Raw genomic sequence first — 12,078 nt, 5'->3', positions numbered from 1 at the left:
GGAGGGTATGCTCTACGACGCCCTCGCGGATCCGGACGGGGCGACATCGAGGGACCTGATCGAGGCGTACGCGGCGGAGTTGGCTGCGGCGCTCGACGGCGCGGACCCGGCCACGGTAGCGGACGAGGTCGGCGTCGACGAGTCGGTCGTCGTCGCGATGGCCGCCGGCGACGCCGACGGGCTCTCGACGGTCCGCCTCGCGGACGCCGCGGCCGTCCTCGAACGCCACGAGGGCGTTCCCGCGGAGGACATCGCATACGAGGTGCGCGACCACCTGATGATGGAGATGGTGACCGCCATCCTCGACGTGGACACGATCGCCGCCGAGATCGACGCCGACCTCACCGGTCAGGAGGTCCAACAGGCGCTGGAGGGCCGAACCCGGCTCACACTCGGCGAGTTGGCCGACATTCAGGCGCTCATGATCGAGCGGACCCCCTGACCTCCAGCGAGACCTACCTCACCCATGCACGTCACTGTCATCGGCTGTGGCTACGTCGGTCTCGAACTCGCGGGACAACTGCTCGGGGACGGCCACACGGTCGTCGGCGTTCGCCGGTCACAGTCCGGACTGGACGCCGTCGAGGCTGTCGGCGCAAGGGCCGTCGCCGCCGACGCGACCGACCCCGACTCGCTCGCGACGCTGCCCGACACGGACGCCGTCGTCTTCGCCGCCAGCTCCGGCGGACGCGGCGCCGACGCCGCCCGCGCGGTGTACGTCGAGGGGTTGCGGAACGTGATCCGCGAGTACGGCGCCCGCGGATCCCCGCCGGATCGACTCGTGTACACCTCCAGCACCGGGGTGTACGGCGACCACGACGGCGACTGGGTCGACGAGGAGACGCCGCTGGACCCGACCACCGACAAGACCCGCGTGCTCGTCGAGGCCGAGCGCGTCGCCCGTGAGGAGGCGGCGGCGGTCGGAATCGACGGCAGCGTCGCTCGGTTCGCCGGACTGTACGGTCCGGACCGCTATCGGCTGGCGCGGTATCTGGAGGGGCCGGTGACCGCGGGGTACCTCAACATGGTCCACCGCGACGACGCCGCGGGCGCGGTGCGGTTCCTGCTCGATGAGGACCTCGCGCGTGACGAGGCCGTCCTCGTCGTCGACGACGAACCCGCCGACAAGTGGGCGTTCGCCGACTGGCTCGCGGACGAGTGTGGCGTCGAGCGGCCGGAGAAGCGAACGAAGGAGGAGCGGATCGCGGCGGGCGACCTCTCGACGGCGGCCGAGCGACGGGTCCGCACGAGCAAGCGCTGTTCGAACGATCGACTCCGGACGCTCGGGTACGAGTTCACGCACCCCACGTATCGGAGCGGGTATCGAGCGGCTATCGACGGGTACCGAGGCGAGTAAGCGACTGGTACCTTCATATGACGGGACCGAATAGCGCCGCCATGGCACAGGCGGGCGTGCGCACCATCGAGACGGGGTGGGACATGCTGGCGGCCAACCCGCGGCTGGTGGTCGCGGTCGCCGGCGGCGCCCTCGCGCTCGTCGCCGCGTTGGCGCTGTACCGACGGCTCCGTCGAGCGCCGGGCGAGCGGTTCCGTTCGCTGCTGGCCGGACGGGAGTCGATCAGCGTGCTCCTCCACCCGAACCCGGACGCCGACGCGATGGCGGCCGGCATCGCCGTCGCCGAACTCGCCGAGAGCGTCGACACCGACACAGTCGTCCAGTACACCGGACAGGTACGCCGACAGGAGAACCGTGCGTTCCGGACCGTCCTCGACGTCGAACTGGACCGGATCGACCACGTCTCGGATCTGGCCGCCGAGGCGGTCGTCCTCGTCGACCACAACGCCGCCCGCGGGTTCGCGGGCGCGGACGGCGTGCTGCCGTTCGCGGTCGTCGACCACCACCCCGGGGAGGGTGGCGGCGAGGCGTACACCGACGTTCGCACCGACTACGGCGCGACCGCGAGCATCCTCGCGGAGTACTTCCGGGACACCGGCGCGACGCCGATCCCGCCGGACGCCCACGAGACGGAGGTGACCGGGGCGACCCTCTCGACGCGGACGGCGACCGGCCTGCTGTACGGAATCATCTCCGACACGAACCGGCTGACCAGAGGGGCGTCCGCCGCCGACTTCGCCGCCGCCGCGTACCTCCAACCCGGCGTCGACGAGGACAACCTCGAGCGGATCGCGGACCCGGCCGTCAGCACCGAGGCGCTGGACGTGAAGGCCCGCGCCATCGCCGGCCGCGAGGTCCGCGGCTCGTTCGCGGTCAGCGACGTCGGACGCGTCTCCAACGTAGACGCCATCCCGCAGGCGGCGGACGAACTCGTCGGCCTCGAGGGCGTCACCGCGGTGGTCGTCCTCGGCGAGCGGGAGGGAACGGTCCACCTCTCGGGGCGCTCGCGCGACGACCGCGTCCACATGGGGCGGGCGTTGGAGGCGGCCGTCGACGACGTGAACGACGCCTCCGCGGGCGGGCACGCCCGGATGGGCGGCGGTCAGATCGGTCCGCAGATCACCGCCGACGGGAGCGAGGCCGTCTCCGTCCTCGGCCGGGACGAGCTGATCGACCGGCTGTTCGACGCGATGGACGGCGAGCGGTGAACGGGGGGCCGCTGGGACGGGTAACCACGAGACGTCGACAGCGGTAGCCCTTTTCTCGCTCGGCACGCACGGCCGGACATGGCAACCTCCAGCGGAACGTGGGCGTACCGCGACCGCTTCGGCGACCGCTTCGGTCGCACCTACTTCCGCCGGTTCGGCCCCGGCGTCGTCTCCAGCGTCGGCCTCGGCACGTACCTGGGCGATCCGACCGACGCCGTCGACGACCGCTACCGCGAGGCGCTGATCGCGGGGCTGGAAGCCGGGATCAACCTCGTCGACACCGCGAGCAACTACCGCTGCGGGCGCTCCGAGCGCGTCGTCGGTGAGGCGCTCGGCGAGTCGAGCGTCGACCGCGACCGCGTCGTCGTCGCGAGCAAGGCGGGCTTCCTCCCGTTCGACGGGGAGCGACCCGACGACCCTGGCGAGTACGTCCGCGAGCGCTTCGTCGACACCGGTCTCGTCGACCCTGGGGACCTCGCCCAGGGGAGCCACTGCATCGCGCCGGAGTTCCTGAACGCGATGCTCGACCGCTCGCTGGACGCGCTCGCCGTCGACTCGATCGACTGCTACTACGTTCACAACCCGGAGACGCAACTGACGGTTCGCGACCGCGAGGCCGTGTACGACCAACTCGGGGCCGCGTTCGAGGCGCTGGAGCGACGGCGCGCGGCCGGCGACGTCGGCGGGTACGGCCTCGCCACGTGGGAGGCGTTCCGGGTTCCGGCCGACCACGACGCCGCCCTCGACCTGGCGGAGGTGCTCGACCGTGCCGAGGCCGCCGCCGACCGGGCCGGCCTCGACGAGCACGGCTTCCGGGCGGTACAGCTCCCGTTCAACGTCCGGATGGCGGACGCGTTCACCCGCGAACGCCACGATCCCGACGGCGAGGACGGTCCGGTGAGCGCGCTCGAGTTCTGTCACCGCGAGGGGTTGTCGGCGTTCGCGGCCGCCAGCCTCGGGCAGGGCGACCTGACGGGGAAGGGCTCGATCCCCGAGTCAGTCGAGGCCCGGCTGGCGGGGGACTCGCCGGCGCAGCGGGCGCTGAACTTCGCGCGGTCGGCGCCGGCGGTGACCGCGGCGCTCGTCGGCTGCAGCCGGGTCGAACACGTCCGCGAGGCCGTCGCCGCGGGGACGTTCGACCCGTTGGGCGCGTCGGCGTTCGACGCGGTGTTCGAGTAGCGGAACCGGGAGCGAACCGCTCGTCGGAGTCGAGAAGTGGAGAACCGAACGGGGAGGGGCCAGTCTGTCGTCGTCGCGGTCAGGGGTCGCCGTGGTCAGCGGAGTTCCTTCCATTCCCGGCCGCACTCCGAACAGCTCCGGACGGTGTACACCTCGTCCGGCGGGTTCTCGCTCGCGAGCGACTGGCCGCAGTCGGCACAGACCAGCCGTTCGTAGTTGTCCTTCTCCAGTTCACCCTCGCGGAGCCCCTTCCGTGTGGATTTCACGTCCGGCCGTTCGCCCGGGAGCCTCAAAAACACGGCGTTGCGGACGACGCCGTCGTGCGGCGACGCGTGCGAGTCGTGCCCACGACGGCGGCGAGTCGGAAGGCTTGAGCCCCGACGCTCGAACCGTTCGACCGTGTCACGGGGACGACTGTTCGGAACGCTGTGCGGAACAGTGTTTCTCGTCAATATGGCGCGGGTCGTGTTCGCGCCGCTGCTGTCGGAGTTCATCGACACCTTCGGGATCGGCGAGGCGACCGCGGGCCTGCTCGTCACGCTCGTGTGGATCGGCAGCGCCGCCCCTCGGCTCCCGACCGGATGGCTGCTCACCCGGGTCCCCCGCCACCACGTCGTCCTCGGCGCCGGCGTCGTCCTCACGCTGGCGTCGACGTTCGCGGCGTTCGCCCCCGGCGTCGACGTGCTGATGATCGCCGCCGTCGGCATGGGGCTGGCCTCCGGCGTCTACTTCATCGCGGGCAACCCGCTGGTCTCGGAGCTGTTCCCGGAGACGGTCGGCCGCGTGATGGGGATCCACGGCACCGCAAGCCAGCTGGCCGCCGTCACCGCCGCGCCGTTCGCGACGGTCGCGCTCGGCCTCGGTATCGAGGCGTTCGCCGGGTGGCGCGCCGTCTTCGCGGTACTGGCCGTCGCGGCCGCGACCGTCACCGCCGCGGTGTTCGTCGCCGCCCGCGCCGCCGACCTCCCCGACGCCGGCGCCGGCGACCGCGACCTGCTCGGCGCGGCCCGGTCGGAGTGGCGGACCGTCCTCACGGGCGTGCTCATCCTCGGTATCGCGGGCTTCGTCTGGCAGGGCGTGTTCAACTTCTACGAGCTGTACATGCTCGACAAGGGGCTCGCGCCGAACGTCGCGCGCAACGCACTCACCGTCGTCTTCGGCGCCGGCGTCCCCGCGTTCCTGATCTCGGGGCGGCTCGCCGACCGGTTCCCGCACGTTCCGTACCTGTTGAGCGTCCTCGCGGCGTTCATCGTCTGCCTGTTCGCGCTGGTGTCCGTCTCCGGCCTCGTTCCGCTGCTCGTCGTCTCGGCGGTCATCGGCTACGTCATCCACTCGCTGTTCCCGGCGATGGACACCTACCTCCTCGACACGCTGCCGGACGCGACCCGCGGGTCGGCGTACGCCGTCTACTCCGCGTCGATGATGATCGTTCAGGCGACGGGCTCCTCGGTCGTCGGATCGCTTCGCGGCGCCGGCTTCGCGTACGACGCCGTCTTCGGCGCCGCCGCGGTCGGCCTCGTGGTGCTGCTGGTCGGGCTGGTGTTCGCTCAGCGGGCGTCGTGGCTTCCGGAGTGACCGATGGCGGAGCGACCCTCGGCGGAGTGAACCGCCGCACCGGTCGCGACGCCGGATCGAACCGCCCCCGACGCCACGACTATAGTCGCCTGCCGAGTAGATCCTCCGTGCCAACCCGTTCGCTCCCCGCGGAGACGCGGCTCGGTCGCGTCACGCTCGCCGTCTCCGATCTCGAACACGTGCTCCCGTTCTACCGCGACGTCGTCGGCCTCCGCGTTCGCGATCGGGGCGACGGTCGCGCGGTTCTCGGCGTCGCCGACGCCGGCGATACCGGCGACGATCCTCCCGCCGACCTGCTCGCACTCGAGGAGGACGCGGACGCGGGCCCCCGGCCGTCGGACGCGGCGGGGCTGTTTCACACGGCCTTCCTGTTCCCGTCGCGGGGAGCGCTCGGCGACGCGCTCGCCCGGGCCCGGGACGCCGGCACACGGCTCACGGGTGCCTCGGATCACCGCGTCAGCGAGGCGCTGTATCTGCGCGACCCCGAGGGGAACGGCGTCGAACTGTACCGCGATCGCCCACGGTCGGAGTGGCCGGAGGAGGACGGCGACGTACGGATGGACACGCTGGCGCTCGACGTTGACGCGCTTCTCGCGGACCGCGCGGGCGACGCGGACGCCGCCGGCGACCCCGCGCCCGCCGGCACGGCCGTCGGCCACGTCCACCTCGAAGTGACCGAGCTCGACGAGGCCGAGGCGTTCCACGTCGACGCCGCGGGGTTCGAGGTGCGCCAGCGCCTGGGCGGCGACGCCCTGTTCGTCGCCGCCGGCGGCTACCATCATCACGTCGGCCTCAACACGTGGAACGGACGCACCGCACCTGCGTCCGGCCGAGGGCTGGCCGAGTTCGAGGTACTCGTCCCCGACGGCGACGCCCTCGACGCGGTCAGCGAGTCGCTCGTCGCCGCCGGGGTCGACGTCCGCGAGGACGGCGACGGGGTCGTCGCGCTCTCTCCGGACGACGTCCGCGTTCGCTTCGCGACCGACTGACTCGCTCGCCGCTGAGGGTCGCGGTTCCTGTTCGGGCCGATCGTTCGCGGCGTCGAACGCGATCACGCGAATACTTCCCCCCGGACCGGGGTCGGCTTGGACCGGTTCGTCGACGACCGAGCGGGCGGGGGAGGCGGCTACTCCTCCATTCCCGTCGACTCGACCATCCGCTCCCCGCACTCCGGGCACCGGTCGTGGTCGCCGTCGAACCCCTCGTCACAGGCGGGACAGTGGTGTGCCTCCCTCTCGTCGGCCGCGTCCTGCGCGGTCTGCTTGAACTCCTCGACCCGTCGCCCGAGTTCGTTGAACAGTCCCATGAGTTCCCCAAATCGAGGGGACCACGGGGCAAAAGCGTTCGCCGGATCGTCCGGGAGAACCGTCACGACGTTCGACCGAGGGTCGAACGAGTACCGCGCCGAGAACGGTCGGTGAGCACAGTGACTCCACTCTGTGTCTCCGTCACTGTCCGGATCACAGCCACCCGTCCGGGAGTTCGTCCGCATGGGAGACGAGTATCTCCAACAGCGGGCGGATCTCCTCGAAGTTCGGACCCTTCGAGACCTCGTCGGCGTTCCGGTCCCACGTGATGAACCCGGCGTCCTCCAGTTTCGGGAGGTGAACGTGGTTCATCTCGACGAGCCGCTCGAGCTCCTTCCGGTTCGACTCGTCCGAATCGATCCTCACCGAGCCGTCGTCCTCCGGGTTGTGAAGCACAGCCCGCAGCAGCTTCCGGCGCTGACTGTGCCCGAGCGCATCGAGACAGTCATCGAGCGTCCGACTGGCCTGAGCACCTTCCATACTGTCCGACCACTGTACAAGCGTAAGTAATCCGCCAGCATTCACTCAGACATTTTTTTTTTGAGCATGCGAGTGAACGTTCAACGAGTTCTCCACACCGTAGCGGTGGCTCCCGAAAGAGCAAACAGCGACGCACTGGGCTCACGATCGATCCCGATTCAGTCGGGGCCTTGTGATCGACGTGGATCCCGATCGCTGTCGCTCGACCGTGGTATGGGTGTCCGCAAAATCGAGCGTGTCGTCCGTCGCTCGGACGGGTGTGTCTCGGTGTTACTGCCGGACGACGTTCGCTGCCCGGGGACCCTTGGGGGAGGACTCGATGTCGAACTCGACCTCCGTGCCCTCCGTGAGATCCTCGCCGCCGACGTCCTCCATGTGGAAGAACACGTCCTCGTCGTCGTCGAGGTCACCGTCGTCAGTCGAAATGAAACCGTAGCCGCCCGTGTCGTTGAAGAATTCAACCGTACCGTTAGCCATTACGATCAGATGAACGGTCGATAGGGGCATAACCGTTCCGAGAGTCGAGTTACCACGACACTTCACACTACGTTCGCGGGACTTCGGTACAGAGTTCCGTCGGATACGATCCGTACGCAGCGCCGGTTCACGGAGCGATCCGGACGGACGGAGTCGTCGCCAGGATCGCCGTTTCGTATCGCAAGATGCGGTTTACCCTCTTACGTAGCCGTGGGTCGGGAGTGCCAATCGATATCTGCGATCGGCCCGAGGAAGGAGTGCAGCGGCTCACGAGCGCAGTGAAGGCCGCAAGGGACGCCGTGGCGACGACTCGACTACCGGATCTTCGTTCCGATCGACGAGTCGCCGTGAGTCGTCAGCAGGTCGGCGTCGTCGCCGGCCGCAAGCAGCATGCCGTTGGACTCGTGGCCGAACAGTTCGGCCTTCTCGAGGTTCGCCACGATGACGACCTTCGTCCCCGGGAGGTCGTCGACGTCGTGAAGCTGCTTGATCCCCGCGACGATCTGGCGCTCCTCGACGCCGATGTCGACGGTGAGCTTCACGAGCTTGTCGGAGTCCTCGATGGGCTCGGCCGCGAGGATCTCGCCGATCCTGAGGTCGAGATCCTGGAACTCCTCGAAGCTGATGCGGTCGTCGGCGACGGGCTCGATGTCGCTCATGACCGACTCGGCGTCCGCCTCGCCCTCGTCGGTTACGGTTTCGGTTTCGCCCGCGTCCTCCTCGGCGGCCGCCTCGGCGACGCGGGACTCGAGCTTCTCGTTGAGTTCCTCGACCCGCTCGTCCTCGATCTTCTCGTACAGTTCCTCGGGCGCGCCGAAGTCGCGCGGCGGCGCCGCCAGCGCGGCGTCCGTGGTCACGTCGTGGACGGAGCCGTCCTCGCCGATCTGGCTCCACAGCTCCTCGCTCGTGCCGGGCGCGACCGGCTCGAAGAGGACGGCGACGGCCTTCGCGATCTGGACGCAGTCGCGGATCACCCGCGCTGCCGCCTCGTCGTCGTCGCCGACGAGGTTCCACGGTTCCTCGCGCTGGATGTACTCGTTGCCGAAGCGGGCCAGCTCGACGGTCGCGTCGCCGATCGCGCGGACGGAGTAGTCGTTGACGCCGGCCTCGAAGTCCGCGATCGCCTCCTCGATGCGAGCCTCGACCTCGTCGCTGACCTCCGCCTCCGGCGTTCCCTCGAAGTTGCGATGGGCGAACAGCAGCGACCGGTACAGGAAGTTCCCGACCGTGCCGACGAGCTCGTTATTGACGCGGTCGCGGAACTTCTCCCACGAGAAGTCGACGTCCTGCTGGAACCCGCCGTTGGTGGCGAGGTAGTAGCGAAGCAGGTCGGGGTGGAACCCCTCGTCGAGGTACTCGCGGGCCCACACCGCGCGGTTACGGGAGGTGGAGAAGCCGTCCCCGTCGAGCGTCATGAAGCCGCTGGCCATCACCGCGCGTGGCTCGCTGTAGTCGACGCCGTGCAGCATCGCGGGCCAGAAGACGGTGTGGTGCTGGATGATGTCGCGCCCGATGACGTGGACGATCTCGCCGTCCTCCTGCCACGCCCGTTGCCAGTCGTACTCGTCGGCGCCGACGCGCTCGCTGTACTGCTTCGTCGAGGAGACGTACTCGATGGGCGCGTCGACCCAGACGTACAGCACGAGATCGGTGGGATCCTCCCCGTCGACATCGGGGTAGTCGATCCCCCAGTCCATGTCGCGGGTGATACACCAGTCGCGGAGGCCGTCCTCCAGCCACCCACGGGGCTGATTTCGGGCGTTGGCGGTCCCTTCGAGCCGGTCGAGGAACCCGGAGAGGTACTCCTCGAACTCCGACACCCGGAAGAACTTGTGCGTCTGGTCGCGGTACTCGGCGGGGTTGCCGGTGACCGACGAGCGCGGGTCCTCGATCTCGCCGGGTTCGAGGTGGCGCCCGCAGCCCTCGTCGCACTCGTCGCCGCGGGCGAGCTCCCCGCAGTACGGGCAGGTACCCTCGACGTATCGGTCCGGGAGCGACTGCTCGGCCTCGGGGTCGTACGCGACCTTGATCTCCTTCTCGTAGACGTGGCCGTTCTCCTCCAACGTGCGGACGAACTCCTGGGTGAGTTCCGTGTTCGTCGCGTCGTGGGTGTGGCCGTAGTTGTCGAAGTCGACGTCGAACCGCGGGAACGTTTCCTCGTACTGTTCGTGCCACGCGAGCGCGAACTCCTCGGGGGAGGTTCCCTCCTTCTCGGCGTTCACCGCCACGGGGGTACCGTGCATGTCGGATCCGCAGACGAACGCGGTCTCCTGTCCGAGCGATTCCAGCGCTCGCGCGTACACGTCGCCGCCGACGTACGTCCGGAGGTGGCCGATGTGGAGGTCGCCGTTGGCGTACGGCAACCCGCACGTCACCACCGCCGGTCCGTCCGCGGGGAACGGCTCGCGCGTGTGAGTGTCCTTGCTGCTCATGACTGTCGTGTCGTGGATGCGGGCCTAAAGCCCGCCGAAACGGGCGAACGGTCCCCGCCCGTGGGCGTCGTCGGTTCCCCGACTGTGCGCCCGGGTTCACGTCGCCGCCGGCGCCGTCCAGCTACGGACCGCGACGGCCGCGGACGATCCACCCGACGCCGAAGAACTCGCGCATGCGCATCGAGGGAACCGGGGAATTCACGGTTCGAAGTCTGTCACGGTCGTACTTCGGTCTGCCGATCGGATGCACCAGTGTCGCCTCCCGTGGCTACTTGCGTGTCCACGCGGTCCACGACGATATGCACGACAGCGCGGCACGGTTCGCACGGCGCGTCGGCGACGAGTACGGGTTCGACCCCGAGATCGAGGAGTTCCCCGAGGGAACGAGGACCGCGGCCGACGCCGCCGACGCCGTCGGCTGTTCGGTCGCACAGATCGTCAAGAGCATCGTCCTCGTCGCCGACGGGGAGGCGGTCGTCGTGCTCACCGCCGGCGACAACCGCGTCGACACCGACGCGCTCGCGACCGAACTCGGCGCCGACTCCGTTCGGACCGCGAACCCCGACGAGGTGAAGGAGGCGACTGGGTGGAGTATCGGCGGCGTTCCGCCGTTTGGCCACGACTCCCCGGTTCCGACGTATCTCGACGAGTCGTTGCTCGACCACGACCGGATCTGGGCGGCCGCAGGGACGCCGGACGCGGTTTTCGCGCTCGCTCCCGCGGAGTTACAAGCGATCGCGGATCCGACAACGACCGACGCGTTCGAATAGAATAAATCTCATGTCGCGATACAGAATCCCCAGGTCGGCGGAAGGATCGTCGTCCCGCGCCGCGTCGGCCTGGGCGTCGGATCGACGGAGCGTGACGCGTCACGCGGCGACCGATGGATCTGGGGGCGACGGGGGTGACCCTCGAACTGTAGGGAATCGAACTATGCTGTCGGCGATCGCCGGGCAAGACGGGAGTCCATCGAATGTCAGATCAATCGACCCGCCGGGACGACGCTAGCGAGGGAGGGCGACCGTCGCTCCTCGTGATCGACTCCGTTGCGGAGGCGACCGACACCGATCCGCTCCGTCTTCCACCGCTCCACGACGTGGTCGACCCCGACGCGTTGGATCGCCTGTTCCCGAGAGACCTCGGACTCGACACGCCGGCGATGGACAGCCACGTCACGTTCCGGTATCACGGGTGCGACGTTACGGTCCACGCGAACGGGGGAACGACCGTCGACTCGGCCGGAGAGGATACCTAGCTCATCGAAGCGGCCGGCGGTCCCCGCGGCTTCGGGCCTCAGCGTTCATCGAACAGCGTCGCGATGAGCGTCCGTTCGGCGGCGTGGACGTGCTCCGAGAACGTCGCCGACGAGATGCCGAGCTCCGACGCGACCTCCTCGCCGGTGCACCGGCGAGGCCAGTCGTAGTAGCCTGCCTCGAAGGCGGTTCGGAGGACCTCCCGCTGTCGATCGGTGAGTCCAGCCTCCAGCGTTCGGTGCAGCGTCGCCTCCGAGAGCATCGGGCGCATCGACTGCTTCCCTCGCTTCGACACCATCGTCGCCTCGGGCGTCTCCTCGAGGAACGCCTCGACGATCCCGGCGGTGTCGGCCGCCGCCGGGATCTCGGCGACGATGGTGCCCCGACCGTCCGTTCCCCGAACCGTCCGTGGCAGCGCGCCGAGTTCCGCGAGCCGCCGAGCCGGACAGTCGCCGGACACCGAGAACTCGAACAGGCCGCCGTCGCGATACGTCTCGACCAGTGTGACATCCGTGCCATCGTGGTCGGCCGCGAGTGGGGCGATCCGTTCGGGATCCGCGCCCGTCACGTTGAAGAACTCGGCGTAGCGGCCGTCGGCTCGCGGCACCAGCTCGGCGAGCTCGAGCGTGCAGTCGGCGACCGCGGACGCCCGAACGAACGGATACGCCGATCGTGCGAGTCTGAACTCGACCTCGAGCACGTCGCCGCCGTCGTTGCGGTTTCCGGTCGCCTGTGACATGTCCGTTCACCAGTGCCGACCCGGCTCAATGAATCTTTCGGGGGTCGAACCGAGCCCGAGCGCTCCGACGT

14 protein-coding genes are annotated in these 12,078 nt (G+C 69.4%); 8 read left to right on the top strand and 6 right to left on the bottom strand.

Annotated elements, in window-relative coordinates; genetic code table 11:
• The first annotated feature begins 7 nt into the window (after positions 1-7).
• From GRX01_RS09395 to GRX01_RS09380, 4 genes are all read left to right on the top strand, one after another.
• Positions 8-442, top strand: a complete 435-nt coding sequence (locus GRX01_RS09395) for a DUF5791 family protein (protein WP_159666167.1) — start codon at positions 8-10, stop codon at positions 440-442.
• Between the two features lie 24 nt (positions 443-466).
• Complete coding sequence (locus tag GRX01_RS09390; protein ID WP_159666162.1) at positions 467-1,357, top strand: SDR family oxidoreductase; 891 nt, start codon at positions 467-469, stop codon at positions 1,355-1,357.
• A gap of 41 nt (positions 1,358-1,398) precedes the next feature.
• Positions 1,399-2,565, top strand: a complete 1,167-nt coding sequence (locus GRX01_RS09385; protein WP_233740965.1) for a DHH family phosphoesterase — start codon at positions 1,399-1,401, stop codon at positions 2,563-2,565.
• Positions 2,566-2,643: 78 nt separating this feature from the next.
• Positions 2,644-3,744, top strand: coding sequence for an aldo/keto reductase (locus tag GRX01_RS09380; protein ID WP_159666156.1), 1,101 nt, complete (start codon positions 2,644-2,646; stop codon positions 3,742-3,744).
• Positions 3,745-3,839: 95 nt separating this feature from the next.
• On the opposite strand, the gene GRX01_RS09375 is transcribed toward GRX01_RS09380, so the two are convergent.
• The gene (locus GRX01_RS09375) at positions 3,840-4,010 is read right to left on the bottom strand and encodes an HVO_0758 family zinc finger protein (protein ID WP_321168003.1); all 171 of its coding nucleotides are present in this window, start codon (positions 4,008-4,010) and stop codon (positions 3,840-3,842) included.
• 133 nt (positions 4,011-4,143) lie between these two features.
• Here GRX01_RS09375 and GRX01_RS09370 point away from each other — a divergent pair, with 133 nt between their 5' ends.
• Both GRX01_RS09370 and GRX01_RS09365 read left to right on the top strand, forming a co-directional pair.
• Positions 4,144-5,319 (top strand): MFS transporter, encoded by a 1,176-nt coding sequence (locus tag GRX01_RS09370; protein ID WP_321168002.1) that lies wholly within the window; start codon positions 4,144-4,146, stop codon positions 5,317-5,319.
• A 107-nt stretch (positions 5,320-5,426) separates the two neighbouring features.
• Positions 5,427-6,308 (top strand): VOC family protein, encoded by an 882-nt coding sequence (locus GRX01_RS09365; RefSeq protein WP_321168001.1) that lies wholly within the window; start codon positions 5,427-5,429, stop codon positions 6,306-6,308.
• Between the two features lie 137 nt (positions 6,309-6,445).
• On the opposite strand, the gene GRX01_RS09360 is transcribed toward GRX01_RS09365, so the two are convergent.
• The 4 genes from GRX01_RS09360 to metG all read right to left on the bottom strand — a co-directional run bounded on the left by GRX01_RS09360 (position 6,446) and on the right by metG (position 10,015).
• On the bottom strand, positions 6,446-6,625 hold the full coding sequence (locus GRX01_RS09360) for a hypothetical protein (RefSeq protein ID WP_159666151.1): 180 nt from the start codon (positions 6,623-6,625) through the stop codon (positions 6,446-6,448).
• Between the two features lie 154 nt (positions 6,626-6,779).
• Positions 6,780-7,106, bottom strand: coding sequence for a DUF7344 domain-containing protein (locus GRX01_RS09355; protein WP_159666149.1), 327 nt, complete (start codon positions 7,104-7,106; stop codon positions 6,780-6,782).
• 270 nt (positions 7,107-7,376) lie between these two features.
• Complete coding sequence (locus tag GRX01_RS09350; RefSeq protein ID WP_159664317.1) at positions 7,377-7,583, bottom strand: cold-shock protein; 207 nt, start codon at positions 7,581-7,583, stop codon at positions 7,377-7,379.
• A gap of 314 nt (positions 7,584-7,897) precedes the next feature.
• A complete protein-coding gene (gene metG, locus GRX01_RS09345) occupies positions 7,898-10,015 on the bottom strand; it encodes a methionine--tRNA ligase (protein ID WP_159666147.1) in 2,118 nt (705 codons plus the stop codon).
• A gap of 299 nt (positions 10,016-10,314) precedes the next feature.
• Here metG and GRX01_RS09340 point away from each other — a divergent pair, with 299 nt between their 5' ends.
• Both GRX01_RS09340 and GRX01_RS09335 read left to right on the top strand, forming a co-directional pair.
• Complete coding sequence (locus tag GRX01_RS09340; RefSeq protein WP_159666137.1) at positions 10,315-10,785, top strand: YbaK/EbsC family protein; 471 nt, start codon at positions 10,315-10,317, stop codon at positions 10,783-10,785.
• Positions 10,786-10,988: 203 nt separating this feature from the next.
• Positions 10,989-11,270 (top strand): HalOD1 output domain-containing protein, encoded by a 282-nt coding sequence (locus GRX01_RS09335; RefSeq protein ID WP_159666135.1) that lies wholly within the window; start codon positions 10,989-10,991, stop codon positions 11,268-11,270.
• Between the two features lie 38 nt (positions 11,271-11,308).
• Here GRX01_RS09335 and GRX01_RS09330 read toward each other — a convergent pair whose 3' ends face one another.
• Positions 11,309-12,007, bottom strand: a complete 699-nt coding sequence (locus GRX01_RS09330) for a helix-turn-helix domain-containing protein (protein WP_159666133.1) — start codon at positions 12,005-12,007, stop codon at positions 11,309-11,311.
• Positions 12,008-12,078 lie beyond the last annotated feature (71 nt).

Source organism: Halobaculum saliterrae, assembly GCF_009831625.1.
Classification (GTDB): domain Archaea; phylum Halobacteriota; class Halobacteria; order Halobacteriales; family Haloferacaceae; genus Halobaculum; species Halobaculum saliterrae.
This window is presented reverse-complemented; position numbering and strand designations above follow the sequence as displayed.

Bases quoted from the DNA above. Each gene is read 5' to 3' on its own strand.
- GRX01_RS09395 (WP_159666167.1), top strand. From the start codon at position 8: ATGCTCTACGACGCCCTCGCGGATCCGGACGGGGCGACATCGAGGGAC.
- GRX01_RS09390 (WP_159666162.1), top strand. From the start codon at position 467: ATGCACGTCACTGTCATCGGCTGTGGCTACGTCGGTCTCGAACTCGCG.
- GRX01_RS09385 (WP_233740965.1), top strand. From the start codon at position 1,399: ATGGCACAGGCGGGCGTGCGCACCATCGAGACGGGGTGGGACATGCTG.
- GRX01_RS09380 (WP_159666156.1), top strand. From the start codon at position 2,644: ATGGCAACCTCCAGCGGAACGTGGGCGTACCGCGACCGCTTCGGCGAC.
- GRX01_RS09360 (WP_159666151.1), bottom strand. From the start codon at position 6,625: ATGGGACTGTTCAACGAACTCGGGCGACGGGTCGAGGAGTTCAAGCAG.
- GRX01_RS09355 (WP_159666149.1), bottom strand. From the start codon at position 7,106: ATGGAAGGTGCTCAGGCCAGTCGGACGCTCGATGACTGTCTCGATGCG.
- GRX01_RS09350 (WP_159664317.1), bottom strand. From the start codon at position 7,583: ATGGCTAACGGTACGGTTGAATTCTTCAACGACACGGGCGGCTACGGT.
- metG (WP_159666147.1), bottom strand. From the start codon at position 10,015: ATGAGCAGCAAGGACACTCACACGCGCGAGCCGTTCCCCGCGGACGGA.
- GRX01_RS09340 (WP_159666137.1), top strand. From the start codon at position 10,315: ATGCACGACAGCGCGGCACGGTTCGCACGGCGCGTCGGCGACGAGTAC.
- GRX01_RS09335 (WP_159666135.1), top strand. From the start codon at position 10,989: ATGTCAGATCAATCGACCCGCCGGGACGACGCTAGCGAGGGAGGGCGA.
- GRX01_RS09330 (WP_159666133.1), bottom strand. From the start codon at position 12,007: ATGTCACAGGCGACCGGAAACCGCAACGACGGCGGCGACGTGCTCGAG.